Annotated in this window: 11 protein-coding genes; 3 read left to right on the top strand and 8 right to left on the bottom strand. The window is 29.6% G+C overall.

What is annotated here, in order from left to right; translation table 4 throughout:
* Nucleotides 1-13 precede the first annotated feature (13 nt).
* Both ileS and EXC42_RS02135 read left to right on the top strand, forming a co-directional pair.
* On the top strand, nucleotides 14-2,683 hold the full coding sequence (ileS, locus tag EXC42_RS02140; RefSeq protein WP_012498341.1) for an isoleucine--tRNA ligase: 2,670 nt from the start codon (nucleotides 14-16) through the stop codon (nucleotides 2,681-2,683).
* On the top strand, nucleotides 2,667-3,341 hold the full coding sequence (locus tag EXC42_RS02135) for a signal peptidase II (RefSeq protein ID WP_012498340.1): 675 nt from the start codon (nucleotides 2,667-2,669) through the stop codon (nucleotides 3,339-3,341). Before ileS ends, EXC42_RS02135 begins: the two co-directional genes overlap by 17 nt.
* A 527-nt stretch (nucleotides 3,342-3,868) precedes the next feature.
* On the opposite strand, the gene EXC42_RS02130 is transcribed toward EXC42_RS02135, so the two are convergent.
* The 4 genes from EXC42_RS02130 to EXC42_RS02120 all read right to left on the bottom strand — a co-directional run bounded on the left by EXC42_RS02130 (nucleotide 3,869) and on the right by EXC42_RS02120 (nucleotide 8,815).
* Complete coding sequence (locus tag EXC42_RS02130; protein ID WP_165169444.1) at nucleotides 3,869-4,342, bottom strand: hypothetical protein; 474 nt, start codon at nucleotides 4,340-4,342, stop codon at nucleotides 3,869-3,871.
* Nucleotides 4,323-4,595, bottom strand: coding sequence for a hypothetical protein (locus EXC42_RS03225; protein ID WP_197722500.1), 273 nt, complete (start codon nucleotides 4,593-4,595; stop codon nucleotides 4,323-4,325). Before EXC42_RS03225 ends, EXC42_RS02130 begins: the two co-directional genes overlap by 20 nt.
* 366 nt (nucleotides 4,596-4,961) lie before the next feature.
* The gene (locus EXC42_RS06230; protein WP_012498338.1) at nucleotides 4,962-7,331 is read right to left on the bottom strand and encodes a C1 family peptidase; all 2,370 of its coding nucleotides are present in this window, start codon (nucleotides 7,329-7,331) and stop codon (nucleotides 4,962-4,964) included.
* A 176-nt stretch (nucleotides 7,332-7,507) separates the two neighbouring features.
* Nucleotides 7,508-8,815, bottom strand: coding sequence for an amidohydrolase (locus EXC42_RS02120; RefSeq protein ID WP_012498337.1), 1,308 nt, complete (start codon nucleotides 8,813-8,815; stop codon nucleotides 7,508-7,510).
* A 490-nt stretch (nucleotides 8,816-9,305) separates the two neighbouring features.
* On the opposite strand from EXC42_RS02120, the gene EXC42_RS02115 reads away from it, so the two are divergent.
* On the top strand, nucleotides 9,306-11,348 hold the full coding sequence (locus EXC42_RS02115) for a S41 family peptidase (protein ID WP_012498336.1): 2,043 nt from the start codon (nucleotides 9,306-9,308) through the stop codon (nucleotides 11,346-11,348).
* A gap of 416 nt (nucleotides 11,349-11,764) precedes the next feature.
* Here EXC42_RS02115 and EXC42_RS02110 read toward each other — a convergent pair whose 3' ends face one another.
* From EXC42_RS02110 to EXC42_RS06220, 4 genes are all read right to left on the bottom strand, one after another.
* The gene (locus tag EXC42_RS02110; protein WP_269076325.1) at nucleotides 11,765-12,151 is read right to left on the bottom strand and encodes an ATP-binding cassette domain-containing protein; all 387 of its coding nucleotides are present in this window, start codon (nucleotides 12,149-12,151) and stop codon (nucleotides 11,765-11,767) included.
* 574 nt (nucleotides 12,152-12,725) lie between these two features.
* Nucleotides 12,726-14,153 carry a hypothetical protein gene (locus EXC42_RS02105; RefSeq protein WP_129648911.1) on the bottom strand — a complete coding sequence of 476 codons (1,428 nt, stop codon included), beginning with the start codon at nucleotides 14,151-14,153 and terminating at the stop codon, nucleotides 12,726-12,728.
* A 211-nt stretch (nucleotides 14,154-14,364) separates the two neighbouring features.
* Nucleotides 14,365-15,330, bottom strand: coding sequence for an ABC transporter ATP-binding protein (locus EXC42_RS06225; protein ID WP_012498333.1), 966 nt, complete (start codon nucleotides 15,328-15,330; stop codon nucleotides 14,365-14,367).
* Nucleotides 15,323-16,990 (bottom strand): ABC transporter permease, encoded by a 1,668-nt coding sequence (locus EXC42_RS06220; protein ID WP_129648908.1) that lies wholly within the window; start codon nucleotides 16,988-16,990, stop codon nucleotides 15,323-15,325. The genes EXC42_RS06225 and EXC42_RS06220 overlap by 8 nt, the downstream gene beginning before the upstream one ends.
* Between the last annotated feature and the right edge of the window lie 130 nt (nucleotides 16,991-17,120).

Below are 17,120 nucleotides of genomic sequence, written 5' to 3'. Positions count from 1 at the left end.
AAAGGAGTCAATTATGGAAACTAAAAAAGATTATAAAGACACTTTATTAATGCCACAAACCGATTTTTCAATGAAAGCCAATTTAGCCGAAAAAGAAAAACAATTTATTAAAAATTGAGAAGAAAGTAAGCTATATCAAAGACTATTGAAGAAAAATAAAAGCAATAAACCTTTTATTTTACATGATGGACCACCATATGCAAATGGAAATATTCATCTAGGGCATGCTTTAAACAAAATTATTAAAGATATTATTGTTCGTTTTAGAACTATGCAAGGTTTTTTTAGTCCTTATGTAGCGGGTTGAGATACACATGGACTTCCGATCGAGCATAAAATGTTAAGCGAGGCTAAAAAAGCGGCAAAAGACTATTCGATTGTTGAGCTAAGAAAAGCTGCCCATCAATATGCTCTTAGTCAAATTGAACTCCAAAAAGAACAATTCAAAAAACTAGCAGTGCTAACTGATTTTCAAGACATTTACGTTACTCTAGATAAAGAACTAGAAGCAAAACAATTGGAACTTTTTAAAAAAGAAATTCTTTCAGGACTAATTTATAAAGATCTCAAACCGGTGTATTGATCCCCTTCTTCACAATCTGCTCTTGCTGAGGCTGAAGTCGAATACAGCGATCATGTTTCACCTTCTATTTATGTTGCTTTTGAACTGCAAAACAATAAAATTTTTCCTAAAAACACTAGTCTTTTAATTTGAACTACTACTCCTTGAACGCTGCTAGCAAACGCCGCTGTTGCTATTAATGAAAAATTTAATTACTCCTTAATTGAAGTAAAAAATCGCAATTTTATAATAGCGAGTGAACTTGTTGAAACAGTAGCATCTGAGGGTAAATGAGAAAATTGAAAAATTTTAAAAACTTTCAAAGGAAAAGAACTCCTTTCGCTAAACTATTTAAGTCCGCTTAACAAAAATATTTGTCCAGTTGTTTTAGGTCATCATGTTACTTTAGAATCGGGAACAGGGCTTGTTCACATTGCTCCACTTTTTGGCGAAGATGACTTTATAATTGGTCAAAAAAATGCTCTTAATTCGATCATGCATGTTGAGGATGATGGGACTTTAAATAAACACGGTTTACAATGAGCGGGCATATTTTATGATGATGCTAATCCTAAGATTGGTCAATATCTAGAAGCTAATGGAAATCTAATTATTTTTAAGAAAATTAAGCATCAATACCCACATGATTGAAGAACTCATAAACCAATTATTTATCGTGCCACGCCACAATGATTCGTTTCACTTAAATCAATTAAAAGTAATTTAACGGATGCCTTAAAAGAAGTTAAAACTTACAATGAGTGATCAAAAAAACGTTTATTAAACATGCTAGAAAATCGTGAATCATGATGTATATCTCGTCAAAGAAGTTGAGGTGTTCCAATCATTGTTTTCTATGACAAAAATAAACAGCCTGTTCTTGAAGAAGAAATCTTTGATCATGTTATTGATTTAGTTAGAAAATATGGTTCAGACATTTGATACGAAAAATCAGCAGATGAATTACTTCCTAAAAAATATCAAGGCAAAGGTTTTGTTAAAGAACAAGATATTATGGATGTTTGATTTGACTCTGGTTCGACTTCTATTTCCGTTAAACCCGGCAATGTCGAGGCTCCATTTGACCTTTATTTTGAAGGAAGTGATCAATATCGTGGTTGATTTAACAGCTCATTAATAAATTCAGTTATTTGAAGAAATAAAGCACCCTTTAAAGCTTTACTTTCACATGGTTTTTTATTAGATGGCAAAGGCAATAAAATGTCTAAATCCAAAGGAAATGTTATTGATCCTTTAGATATAACCAATAAATATGGAGCTGATATTTTAAGATTATGAGTTGCCAATTCTGAATACACTAATGACATTTCAATTGATGATAAGATTTTGCAACAAAACATTGAAATTTATCGCAAATTCAGAAATACAATGAAATTTATTTTGGGTTCAATTAGTGACTATGATTGAAGCGAAGTGAAGCTAAGCTCAATTCATGAACTAATGTTTAATAGACTTCAAAACCTGACAAATAAGATTATAGAAGCGTATGAAGACTATCGTTTTGTTGCTGTTATTAAATTAATTAACAATTTTGTTATTAATCTAAGTAGCTATTATCTTTCTATTGTTAAAGACATCCTATATTTAAACAAACAAAATGACAGTGAACGTCGTCAAGTACAATTTGTCTTAGCTAGCATTGCAAAAGTACTAACAATCGCTTTTGCTCCGATTATGCCAAGTACCTGCGAAGAGATTTATTCATATTTAAATATTCCTAATAAACTAAGCTCAATTCATGAAGAGGAGTTTCCAAAACTTTCTACACCAAATGAAAAATTAGAAGAAAAATGAGAGGAATTCTTTTTATTAAAAGACGAAGTTTATAAAGCAATTGAAGAAAAAATTCAACTACAATTAATGAAACGTCAAAATGAGGCTCATGTAACATTGAAAACTCCATCAGATTTCATTAAGAGTTTGGATTTGACTAAACTTTTAATGGTTGCTAAAGTAACATTTGGCAGTGAGTTTAAGGTTGAAAAGTTAGTATCTTATAAATGTTTAAGATGTTGAAATCATTTTGAACGTGCAAACTTTGACTTTGATCTTGAACTTTGTCAAAGATGTAAAGAGGTGGTTAATGAACAAACAAACTAAAGAAAAAAAACCAATTGCTTTTTTCACAAAAGCCTATTGACAAGAGTATAAAGCCAAAGAAGTCATTTTGAATCTTCTAATTTATCTAAGTGTATTTTTTACTTTCTTTTTAATTGACTTTGCAACTAAAGAGCTGCTTTTTAGATGATCGGAATATGATGTGGCTGGTAATAAATTTGTAGCTGATTCTACTGTTATTTATCAAAGCAAACTTATTGGAGTACGCTCATTGCTGCATCGTGGGACAACTTTAGAACTAGGCCTTAGTATCCCAGGGCTACACACTATTAGCTTTATTATAATTATTTTTACTTTAACTTTTAGTGCACTAGTCAAGGACAAAACTTATCGTGTAGTGATCCCTGCTTTTGCTTTAATAGCATCTGGTGCTATGGGCAATATGGTTGATCGTTTCTTGCCGTTTAAAGGCGTAAGAGATATCATCTTTTTACCATGACATGATACTGGCACTTTTAATTTTGCTGATATTTGACTTGTTTTTGGCGGTATTTATGCAGTCATAAGTATCATCTTTTTAATCATTATTAACAATAAAAAAGATAGTCGTAAATCGAAAGCAAACCAAGAAAAAGAACTTGAACAAAGTGTAAATTTTGAAAGTAATAATTCGTCAGTTATGATTGATCCGAATCAATAATAAATAGATGAATATCATCTTTTAAAATATTAAAAAACATATATTTATTAATGATTAAAATGTTAAGCATCGAGACGAGCGTCTTAACATTTTTTAAATTAATTTTTTATAGAAAACATTCAATTAGGTTTATTCTTAGTACTGTCACGAGATACAGCTACTATTGAAGAGAAACCGCTTCAAATAGGTCAAATGCCTTTTTAGATGTTTTCATTATTATTTGAATTTCCTTTTCTAATTAATTAGTTTTTACATGGATAAATATTTTTTTTAGTTATCTTATCTAAGTAATAGGTTAATCATACAAAAAAAGCTTGATATGACGAATTAATGAATATTTTCATTGTAAATTATTGGCAATATGAAAATGCATTATTTAATATTTAGAATTAGAATTTTTTAAGCTAATTTTTTGTTGTAGACTAAGTAATTTTATTTTTCTTTAAATGCAAACCAAAATACTTTACTAATTATCAAAAAATGCAACTTGGTCGAGTTGCATTCATTTTTTGATTGAGGTATATATTTTACTCTGTAGTTGTAATTCAGCCTTCCGTTCAATTTTCAGAAGGTTCTTCTTCATCAATAACACTCAAAGATGAAGAATCGTTGGGATTAGAATCAGTGGTTTCACCTTCAGGTTTCTTAGGTGTTTCACCTTCAGGTTTCTTAGGTGTTTCACCTTCAGGTTTCTTAGGTGTTTCACCTTCAGGTTTCTTAGGTGTTTCACCTTCAGGTTTCTTAGGTGTTTCACCTTCAGGTTTCTTAGGTGTTTCACCTTCAGGTTTCTTAGGTGTTTCACCTTCAGGTTTCTTAGGTGTTTCACTTTCAGGTTTCTTAGGTGTTTCACCTTCAGGTTTCTTAGGTGTTTCACCTTCAGGTTTCTTAGGTGTTTCACCTTCAGGTTTCTTAGGTGTTTCACCTTCAGGTTTCTTAGGTGTTTCACCTTCAGGTTTCTTAGGTGTTTCACCTTCAGGTTTCTTAGGTCTTAGGTGTTTCACCTTCAGGTTTCTTAGGTGTTTCACCTTCAGGTTTCTTAGGTGTTTCACTTTCAGGTTTCTTAGGTGTTTCACTTTCAGGTTTCTTAGGTGTTTCACTTTCAGGTTTCTTAGGTGTTTCACTTTCAGGTTTCTTAGGTTCCTCAGGTTTATTTTCAGTATTATCACAAGCGGCTGCTACAACTGAAGTTGCAAATAAAGTGGTTCCTAAAACACTAGCTAATAATAAGCTAAGTGCTTTTTTTGACTTTTTCATTATTTTATTGTGAATTCCTTTTCTAATTAATTAGTTTTTACATAGATAAATATTTATTTCGGAGTTACCTGTTTTAATAAATTTCAAGTAACAGATCAATCATACAAAAAAAAAAAAATGCTTGATTTGGCAAATTAATGAGTAATTTTGCAATAAAAATTACTTTAAAGGATATTTTTTTTAAATATGCTTTTGTAAATAAAATTTCAAAGCAAAATTTTTTAAATCAATTTTTCGTCATAGGTTAAATAGATTTTATTATTTATTAAATGTAAATCAAAATGATTTGTCAAATACCGAAAAATGCAACTTAAAAAAGTTGCATTCAATAGTTCAATCGGAGAAGCAATCTCCAAAGGTTGCTTTTTATTTAAACTCAGGAATAATTAACAATGAATATTGATAATAATCTATATTATTATCGGTTTGATAATCGTTTTTAGCTTCGTGTTTATTTTCTGCTACTAATTTATAGTCAATGTAATATTTATTAGTTTTAGTGTCTTTTGGAAGATCTTTTTTATTACCATTCTTATCATAATAAACATATTTGATAAATTTGGGATCATCAAGTGTTTCTAGCTCATATTTAAAGAATTTTGAATTACTTTCACTATTGAAAGGACGATTGATATATTGATTTTTGTATTTGGTGTTGTTGCCATTAGTAATTGTTAAAAGCGAAAAAAGATTAGTGCCATATCCATCTTTTAACATAAACATTCTAAGTTTGTTTTCTTCTAAGACATTATTAGCTTGATCATAAACTTTTAATGTGTATAACTTTTCGCCCTCATTTTCTGATAGTTCTTTTAAATACTTTGTAAAGCCGTTTGCGTTAATTTCGCTTGTTCCATTTTCGCCTTCAATTTTGAAATAATGAGCTTTGGTTTCGGGCCCATAACTATAGTTAATTCAACTACGATAGCCAGCAATATTATAGACTGTGAACTCTTCATCGGTGTGGGCAAAACTATAAAATCGTTTAGTTAAAGGATAATTTTTTTTGCTGTTACTATAAATATCATAACTTGTACTTTGTAACACTCTTCCGGCACCAGTTCAAACAAAAAGCTGGCGATTCTCCGTGAAAGAAACTGTTTTTTGCGTTTCCTTATCAATATATTCGTATTCTAAAACAACTCTATATGATCCATGAGCAATGTCCTTAGATTTTGATTTTACTTGATAAGTTGTTTGATTGCCATCGCCATTAATTTCAAATTGTTCAGTAATATCTTTTCCTTGATTATAGATTTTGATGTTCATTTTAAGAAAATTATTGGCAATCTCTTTGTTTACTGAGTATTTAATATCAACACCTTTTTTATATTCAAAAACATTGGTAGTTTTTGATTCCTTAGTGTGATATTGAAAATTATTAGCAGAGTCAGCGGCCCCCGCGTCGGTAATTGTGATTTTTTGATCACTATGCGAGATTAGTACTTTAGGTTTGCGATAAACAAATCCATGTATAGCATAATCAGTGTTCATATGTTTATAAAAATCGTATGATAAGTATCAAATGTCGTTATTTCAGCTATTCATTATAATTCACGCACCCTTTTTATTAGTGCCTGTAACTGTGTAGTTATCGTCCCATCCGATTATAGCTACGGCATGGTCATATTTGACTGGCACACCCAAACTCATTTTAGTAATATCTGATATTTTCTTTTCAATTTTGGTTTGCTTTTGCTCGTTTATTTTTTGAGTGTGCGTGTTGTGTTGTAGTCAACCGAAGTCACCTACACCAACATAAAGACTACCTTGAGTTTTTAGATGCTTTTTAATTTGCTCGATTTCATTTGCTATATATCTCTTTTGCTTAACTAAATAATGAGAATTTGTGATATATCTCGATTTTAGAAACTTTTCATAATAAACTTTACGGTTTTCATTTATATGATACAAAGCATGGGTTGGAAAATCATTTTCTAATAAAAAACCATTGACAGATTCTAGTTTTTTACGGCTTCCATCAGAGTTATATGCCCTCCCCAAAAGGGCTCATGTTGTTTCAATAAATCTTCCACCGGCCCCAACTTTTTCACTATATTGATATCTTTGCATATCAAGACCGGCTTCAGAAATTTTGTAAAGTTCATTTTGATGTTTCATTAAGGTGGTTTCTAAAGCTTTTGTACTAGAAAAAGCTCAACAAAGATTGAAATTTGCTTGATTGTTGTAACTCATTAAATATTCGTCTTTTATTGAATAGTAAGGAGCAGAAATATCGGCTTTTTCTAAGTTAGTGTTTCTTTCTATGTGATCTTCATGCTTTTCAAATTTAACATCGTTAGGATTTGATTGTATTTGTTTTTCTAAATTTTGATCTTCGGGTTGATTAAGTTTATTGTCGTCTTTTTTAACTTTACTATCATCTGGCGTTTGATTGGATTCTTTTTGATTGGGTATAAAATCTTGCTTTTCATTTTGCTTATTTTGACCATTAACAATTTTTTTCATAAAATCATCTAAATCATTAATTAAAGTTAAAAAATCACTATCTCTTGCTTCAAAATTATTTAAAATGTTATTAGCATATTTTAGTTTTTCTTCTATTAATGAAGAGACACTTTCATGTCGAGATTTCAGTGCCTCAAGCTCATTAATTTTTGCAATTAAGTTTTTTTTGGCATTAGAGATCTCGGTTTTACAAGACATCAAAAAACTAGCAGTTGTAAATGCTAATGATAGAGTTGAAATAAATAAAATTTTTGTTTTTTTCTTCATATTTCTTTCCTTTTCCAGTATTCAATGTAACTTCAATTCTAGCGACTTATTTACAAAAAATACTTTTTTATTGTAAAAAAGATTTTTAATTTTAAATTTAATTGCTAATTTTCAATTTAGAATCTCACTTTTAAATGAAGGTGCCATTATGAAACTACGACATATATCTTATATGTCTAGTCGTCACTTGCCTTGCTATCAATTTTGCTTTTTAACTTTTTAAAAATTTCATTACATTTTTTTATAATAAAGTCAATTTCAATGTTTTTAAATTGTCGATTCTCATATACTATATTGCCATCAATAATTGTGGTAATAACATCGTTTCCTGAAGTTGAATAAACTAAAGAAGCCAAAATATCAACATTAGGGCTATGTGTAATATTGTTAAGATCAATAATAATTAGATCAGCTAAATAACCTTGCTCAATTTTTCCTAGTTCATGTTCTTTTTGTAAAGCCCTGGCACCAGCTAAAGTAGCCATTTTAATAGTACTTTTTGCATCAAGATTGCGGGGATTTGATGAGATTCCTTTAGCAAGTAATGAAGCGAATTTCATTTCTTCAAACATGTCAAGATTGTTATTAGAAGCAACTCCGTCAGTGCCCAATGAAACATTTAGTTTTCAATTTAAATTGTCTTGCACATTCATAATGCCACTAGCAAGTTTAAGATTGGAAACAGGATTGTGCACTAAAATGACATCTTTTTCTTTGGCTATCACTTTTTCCTTATCAGATAATCAAACGCAATGAGCGGCAATTAAGTGTTGATCAGTCATTTTTAAATCATGAACATATTCTAAAGGGCTTTTGCCATGTTCCTTTATGGAATTTTCAACTTCAGTTTTAGATTCATTTAAATGTATGTTAATTCCTAGACTTAGTTTTTTTGCAAGCGAAATTGCTTTTTTTAAATCTTCTTTATCATTAGTATAAACGGCATGAGGAGCAACCATGGTTTGAATACGGCCATTCGCCTTATTATGTCACTTATAGTAAAAATCTTCCACTATTTTTAATTTATTATCAATGTTGTCGTGAGTTAATCCTAGGCTAATAATTCCTCGCATACCAATCTTTTCAGCAGCTTTGGCAATTTCATCAATAAAAAAGTACATATCAATAAATGAAGTAGTACCAGTCGAAATCATCTCCGCCATTGACAGCAATGAAGAGTAATAAACATCATCGGCCTCAAGTTGATCTTCGATTGGAAAAATATATTTATATAGCCATTCTTCTAAAGAAACATCATTGCCATAATTACGAAAAATTCCCATTCCAATATGTGTATGACAGTTAATTAGTCCCGGCATTACCAAATTATTTTTAGCATCAATTATCTTATTAACTTTTAACTTTTGCGGTTCATTACCAACGTAGAAAATGCGATTTTCTTTAATATAAACAAGGGCATTTTCCAAAATATCAAAGTTTTCATTATTAGTTAGCACTTTGGCATTTTTAATTAAAATATTCATTTTTTATCCTATTCTAGCTACTTTATACAAAATCCAAGAAAGATTATTTATAAACTAAAATTGCATTGTAACTTTGCTAAGTTCGAAATTAAAATTGTTTTGATTCAATAAAACAACATAAAAAATTGTTTTTGATTATTTTGACAAACCTAATCTAATTTGACTTCATTTCTTAAGTATTAACAATCTTAGCAAAACATTCATTTTTTAGAAATTTATTTAGCAAAAAAACGCACATTTAATTCTCAATGAGAGAGTTTAAACATTTTATTATTTTTTGAAATTATCTTTTAGTAATGGAAAGACATGCCTATAAGCTAAAAACGTGATAATTATAGCACTTTAATTCATTTATCTGTTTTGTTGATCATCGATAGTTATTTTTTCGCATGTTGAACTTAACAATTTTGCTTCAATTAATAATTTTTTACTTTTGGGCAGTAGTTTGTGTGGTATAGAAAAATATGAGATAAATATTTTAGGAGAAAAAATGAAAAAAAACTGAAAATGGTTGTTTGCTACAGTTTGTGCTACACCAGCTGTGGCAATGCCGATGATAGCAATATCGTGTACGCAAACTATAGATCAAGAGCTTAAAAAAGTTACGGTCGACGTAGAAAACAAGGGCACAAAAGTTGCAAAAGATATTAAAACAAGCGATATTAAAACAAGCGGTTTTAACAAAGATGCTTATGATATAAGTATTGATAAAGTTGAACCAGAAGGTGAAACTGGTCTAAAAGTCACTTTAACTTTAACCGAAAAAAGTAGTGGTACTAAAAGGACTACAACATTAACCATTAGCGGATTCAAAAAAACAAGAAAAACCCCCGACACTCCAAAAGAACAAACAATTACCGAACAAGAATATGATTTTAAGAACTACGATGATAACTACACTATCAAAGAAGGAAAAATTAAAGGATACTACAAGGGTGACAAGAAAAACTTGTTTGTTGATCCCGATCAGTTTGTAAAAACTCTTTCAGGTTTATTTGACCTCAAATCTTATAAAGTTGAATGAGATGAAGCTACTCAAACTCTCCAAATGACTACTTTAATACACGATGGTAGAGCACACAAATTAATTTTTGATGCTAAAAACGGAACAATATCTTCAGATACAGGAACGGATGCTTTTAACTTTACAAAGTCTTCACAAAGAACTAATTACGATCAATTTGTGAAACAAGGTGGAGAAAAAATTTACCATGTTCCTAAACCATTAACAAATTTGGTTTTTGACCTTAAAAAATACGGTCTTGAAATGATCAATCACAAAGATAAGGATGGCAAAAATAAAGTATTAATTCCATATTCAGTGTTTAATACCTTGTTCTGCTCGCAAAACTACTACAACACTTATTTCAATGGTACCAGTTTCTTTGGTGTTGATTACGCAGGAAATGATCGTGACTCCGAATGATTGAAATTGAAAAAAGGTGCCTTTTCTGGCACTGAAGCTCCTGAAGAAATTCGTAAAGAAACTTTAGCACATCTAAATTGAGCAATGGATTATTTCTATGGCTTAAGAAATCATAAAAATATTACCGATTTTGGCAAAACTTTAAGTGATGACATTAAGAAAAAAATCCTTTCGAGAAACGTTAAAGACAATAACGATGCTTATTTGAATATCTTCCACAAAACTTTAGATGAACTTCACACAAGAATGACATCTACTAGTGCTTATGCAAGCGAAAACGACAATCTTTTGTCATCCGAATATGAAGAAAGACTAAGCTCACCAGCGAGAAAAGAACATACCAAGGTGAGAAAACAACTTGCTGAGCAACGCAAAAATAGAAATCTAAGCGATGATGAAAAAATGGTTAGATTTCACAATGATATGGCAATTATTACTCTAAATAGCTTCACTGTTGGAACAATTGAACAACTTAAAGGTCCCGATGCTTGAAAACACGATTCTTATTCTTACATGAAAAAAGCAATGGAAAAGATTGAAGAATACAATAAGAAAAATGGTGGAAAAATCAAAAAAGTTACTCTCGATCTTTCATTGAATGGCGGCGGAACAATTGTTGCCATGTGAAAAGTTATTGGTTTTATGACTAATAAACCAATTTATATGTGAGATCAAGAAATTCTAAACCAATGAGTGTATGAACGTTACGCCAACATCGACACTAATGGTGATGACAAATATGACGATAAAGATGGTTTTCCACAATATAAATGATATGTCCTAAGTGGAATTAACACTTTCTCAGCCGCTAATCAAATGGTATCGCTTGTTAGAAACCAAGGTTTTGCTAAAGTCATTGGTCAAAAATCTGGTGGTGGTATGTCAGCGATTCTACCTTTAGTATTAGCTGATGGTACTAATGTAACAATTAGTTCAAACTATGTTGCTGTTGTTAAAGACAAAAACCCTGACGGCACTGTAAAATGAACTCAAATTGAAGGGGGTGTTGATCCTGATGCTAAATTTGACTATAGCAAATTTAGTGATGATGCATCAATCCTAAATGCCGTTGATCAAGTTGAAAAAGCAGAAGAAAAAGGTAAATAATAGTTTTAAATACTTGGCGATTTCTAAACTCACCTTGCTTTATTAAAAACAAAAAATGCCGCGTTATTCGTTTAACGTGACATTTTTTTGTTTATTTTTTAGAATTGGTATTTTCCAAATAAAGCCGCTGCAATGAGCAATATTCGACTAGGTTATTAAATTAAATATGATTTGCCTTAATTTTATTAACTAAAGTCTTTTTAATTTCATCGTTTTAAAACACCGATAAAAATTGTTATTGTTTTGATTGAAAAAATACTTAATTTGTGGATTTTCTAAAAGATCTTGACATTTAGCAATATCTTGGACCTTCACGCTAATAGTTCAATTGAAATTTTGTCGATTATCTTTCTTTAATGATTGTGATGCTACAACATTGCTATTTTCAATAACAGTGAAACTATCGACTTATTTTTCTAGCTTTGTCAAATTGTGAAACAATATAAAAATTGTTTTACCTCGCTTATGAAAGTGTACCATTGTTTCATAAAATCAGTTAGGGAAGCAACATCTAAATTGACAACTTCCTCGTCTAAAATTAGAACCTTGGGATCGTTAATTAAGGCTTGTATTGACATATTTTTCTTTTGACCACTTGAAAAGAAATATGGTGATTTCTTAAATTCGTCACCGTCTATATTAAATTTTTTTAAGGCTTCTTCAATTCTGGCTTTTGCTATTTTTTTATCAAGCCCTAACATACAAGCAAAGTAATAAAGAAACTCGCGGCTGCTAAGTGCTTTAGGAAAATTTGCTATTTTTGGAATACAACCAATTTTCCTTTTTGTATCTTTTTGGTCGATAACATGCAGTTAATGAAAATTTTTCTTGTAATGTCATTGTAATATCCTAACAATGCGCGAATGGTAGTAATTTTACTGGCGTCATTTGAACCGATTCTATTTAATTTATCGAAATCAAATTCGTATCAATCGATTTTTAGTATAAAAAACCCTAAAACTTTTAGTTGTTTTAGGGCGATTTTAATTCATTTTTTAATTAAGTTTAAAGAAAATCAAACCTTAAAAGCTATAACTTATTGTGTGACTAATTGTAGTTTCAACAATATTAGTATTTGTAGATTGTTCACCATCGGCGGCCGAAATTTCTATTGACATTTTAAATTCAAATTTGCAAGTAAGACGCTTATCTTTAATGGAAAAATTATAAAATCTAGTTGGTGATAATCTTAAACTTTTAATTTGATATTTGCTGTGTGTATTTTCTTTTAGCATGAAATTGTCAGAGTCATAAACTTGAGAGAAGTCTACGCCGTTGTAAAGAATACTTCAATATACGTTTTCAAATTTGGTTTCTGCAGAATCATCTTTATTTTTAATTGCTATTCATTCTTGAGATGCAAATATTTTTTTAAGTTTATTTAAACCAGAACCTATCTTTTGTTATTTCAAAATTAGTATTTTGTCCATTTTGTGTGAATAATTCTTTTAATTCTTGCTTAAGATTGTCTGATTTCCATTTTTCTGTTTTATGTCCAACACCAATTTTTTTCAACTCAGACTCATTTACTTTAGCAAACCCTTCAATCACAGTTGTTACTGGTTTTGAAGAATATGTCTTATTATTTACCTCATCTTCAGATTCTAATTTATAAGATAGGTAAATTTTGCCTTGAATATCATTAGCCGAAGCGTTTATAACGCTCATTTTGATAGGTTTGTCACTTCCAAAGTGTTTTTCGTATTTATCTTCCAATTCTAAAAGATGGTGAATAAAAGGAATGTTTTTATTAAAATCAGCAATATACGAGGATGCATATCTATCTTGTTCAATTGATTTTTGTTTAATTTTGGCAAGAAAACTATTCAAAATATCTTCGTTTGAAATTTCGGTATTTCTAATAGCAATTCTCGCTTGTGAAATTAGTTGTTTTTCTTCGATCTGTTCATTACCATTTTTAAAAATTTTTATTTTGGCCGCCAAAGTCATGTTAGCTTGGTAACTATTTCCGCTTTTATTTAACGTTAGAAGTTTCATTTCATAATTTGAACTTGGAATAAATTCTGTTGCTACACCGCTTTTTATTAATGTTATTTTTAAATATTTAACAAGTTCGTTCGGTTCCAAGGCAGTTAAATCTTCAATTTTTTTGTTATTAGTGATCATTAGATCTTTTCTAAGTTCTATATTGACGCTATCATAATTTTCGCTTAGGACTTTAGCAAATCCATTTAATTCAACTTCAGTTTCAGCAAACTCTTTATTTTCGTATTTGCCTTTTACTAAAATTAATCCAACTCCTTTTGAATCGTCATAATTTTGTATTGCTACCTTAGTTAATTCGAAATTATCACTTTTAATTGATGCGAATTTATTTTTATTTTCAGAAATTGTCTTGGTTTTATCCAAACCTAAAACATTCAATAATTGTTCATGTTTGTCTTGATCTAGTGGCTTTCTTTCCCCGGGTTTATCACTTTGCCCTCCATTATTGGGTTTGGGTTTTGACCCATCTTTAGCCTTAAAACCATTAATAGTAGTTTTGAAAGAAGCAGATTCTCCAGTCTCTTTTTTCGTAATTGTTAAAGAAACCTCGATTGAAGTTTCTTTTTTCTCTAAACTATTAATTTTGATTTCATATTTATTTTTATCAAAATTTGAAATGTCTATGTTTTTTTCATTGACTTGATCAACAGTTAAATCATTTTTGTTTTTAACATTCAATGTTAATTTGTTAAAAACATCGTTAAACTCTTTTTTTGGGTCTTGGCAAGCGGCTGCTAATAACGGTAAACTCGTAGTTGCCAAAACACTAGTAATTAAGGTAATTTTTTTTCTTCTCATTATTGCTCCTAATCTTAATTTTATATTAATTTTTGCCATTAAATATTAAGTACAAAATAAAAACGATTATTGAACGTTTTACCACATAAACACATAAAAAAGAATAAAACTTACTCTTAGTATCTCCAATTGAAATATTAAGCCAACATTTTGTGATGCACTTAATATTTCAATCGGGGAATGTCGCATTATTCATTTGGTGCGACATTTTCTATTTATTTTTTAGATTAGTATTCTCTAAATAAAGTTGTTGTAGTGAAGGGCGATATTCAGAGAAGTTGCTAAATTCAATATTATTTGCGGTAATTTTATTAACAAAAGTTTTTTTAATTTGATCATCTTCAAAAAACAATATAAAACTGTTATTGCTTTGATTAAGAAAATACTTAATTTTTAGATTTTTTAAAAGATTTTGACATTTAGTGATATCTTGAGCCTTCACGCTAATAGTTCAATTGAAATTTTGTTGATTGTCTTTCTTTAATGATTGTGACATTATAACATTCCCCCTTTCAATAATGGTGAAACTATCAACGTATTTTTCTAGTTCTGCTAAATTGTGGGACGATATAAAAATTGTTTTACCTTGCTTGTGAAGGCCTGCTAGTTTTTCATAAAAATCAATCCGAGAGGCGACATCTAAATTAGCAGTCGGCTCGTCTAAAATTAAAATCTCAGGATCGTTAATTAAAGCCTGTATCAACATAATTTTTTTCTTTTGACCACTTGAAAAGAAATATGGAGAGCCTTTAAATTCGTCACCGTCCATATTAAATTTTTTTAAAGCTTCTTCAACTTTCACTTTTGCTATTTTTTTATCAAGCCCTGACATACAAGCAAAGTAATAAAGAAACTCGCGACTGCTAAGCGCTTTAGGAAAGTTTGCTATTTCTGGAATAAACCCAATTTTTGCTTTTGCCTCTTTTTTAGTTGATAGTATGCCGTTAATGAAAATCTCTCCTGCAATGTCGTTGTAATATCCTAGTAACGCACGAATAGTAGTGGTTTTACCAGCGCCATTCGAACCAATGAAACCATGAAATTCACCAGCTTTCACACTAAAGTTTATTTTATCTAAGGCTACTTTATTCCTAAATTTTTTGCTAACCTCTAAGAATGTTAAAGCATCCTTTTTATTTGTTTGTTCATTTGACAATGCTATTTCAATTTTATTCATTATTAAAGTCCTTTTTTAGATATGAGCGATATGATCGTAAAAATAATATTAAACTAAAAACAAATGGTAAGATTACTGATAATGAAGGTCAATAATATTCACGGACTATATATTCTTTAAAATGCGAGTAGCTTTTATCTATTAACTCGTAATTAATAATCGAGTTACTAAACCTTTCACGAAAAGCGCTACTATAATCATTTCATTCATTTAGATTAGCAATTTCTAAACCTTTTAGTTTTTTGAGTGGCGCCAAATCCATGAAGTTATTTAGTTGTTTGTTTTTAAGATAATAAGTAAATGTTAAAGATAATGCCAAACTCTCTTTTGAGATTAGAACTTTATTCAAAATGGCGTTTTCATTATCATTAGCATATAAACCACCTAAAACTTTTTCAAGTATTGCTTGATATGTTAATAAGATGTTTCCTTGTCTTTCATTGAAAGGTAATAAGCTATTGATTTTGTCATAACTTGAGTTAATTAACTTTTGATAATACTGTGATTCGAAAATTTGTTTGTAGCCACTAATTTTACTTAAATAATCAATTGCTAGTTTTCTTTTTGAAACTTCAAATTTAAGTTTTGCTTTGTCATTTTCATTAGCGTTGTTAATAGCACTTGTTAGATCTAGATCTTTAGTTTCTTTTTCTAGGTTAGCTATTGATTGTTTAATTTTTAATCTTAATAATTTTGAGTCACTAATTCCAAGTTGTAGTAATGAATATTTGGCTTGTTCACTTATACTATTTGTTGCGGTTAATTCATCATCTTCTAAAGTTGGTAGACTAGAAATATTGCGATAAGTTAAATATTTGTTTTCATCACCACCTATTTTGCTGTATTGATAAGGTAGTAAAAGGCCAGTTAGATAGCGAATATGTTTGGTGGGCAACATTCAAGAAAAATAAGGTGAAATTTTCTTGTTGTTTAGTTGCTCGACAACTGAAGCTATGTTTTCAATTTTAGTTTTATCGCTATCATATTCAAAGTTTAATCGATCATAAAGTAAAGCTTTATTTTTCTTGGCTTGCTTTGCGGATAGAATAGCTTTTTGCTCAATGCTATTTTTGAGTAGTTGGTAGTCACTGTTAACTATTTTTTCTTCTTGAATAAAAATTATTTGAAAGCCAAACCCTAGAATAATTGGGGACATTGCAACTAAGGCAAACGATTTTGTTGATAGTTTGAAAGCTATTAAAAAACTAAAGGGTAAAAAAACAATTAGAAATAGAGTTGAGCTAAGCAAAATTATTAGAATAATTTTAAAAGTAAGATCAAAATGTATTCCAAGAGTTAACACAAAAATTCCACTAATTATTATTGATGCTACATTAATAGCGAATACATTTAATAAGATAACAAAAAAATCGCTAAAGAATCTTTGTTTTTTCGTTATCTTATTAGCTTGCATAAAAAAGTTAATTCCATTGCGTTTGTCGTCATAGTAAATTAGAAAAATAAAGTAAATGCAAACAATCATTTCAATAACTATTGCATAAAAAGCAAGCCCAAAAATTAATCATTGGATTTGGTTTTCAACTATGGTTTTTATGGTTCTAGTAAAAGTTAAAACTAGAAAAGTAATCGTCATAATCAAAATTAAAATTCCAGGTAATAAATAAGTACCTAAGCTTTTACTTACAATTCGTTGTTTCATACGAAAATAAGTGTTCATTATTTTTTCTCTTATTTAAATTTTAACATGATGAAATTAAGACATGTTTGAGAATAAAATTTCTTATTTTAAACTGACTTATATTTTTAACACAATAATTATAACATTCGCT

Source organism: Metamycoplasma arthritidis (genome assembly GCF_900660715.1).
GTDB classification, from domain to species: Bacteria; Bacillota_I; Bacilli_A; order Mycoplasmatales; family Metamycoplasmataceae; genus Metamycoplasma; species Metamycoplasma arthritidis.
This window is presented reverse-complemented; position numbering and strand designations above follow the sequence as displayed.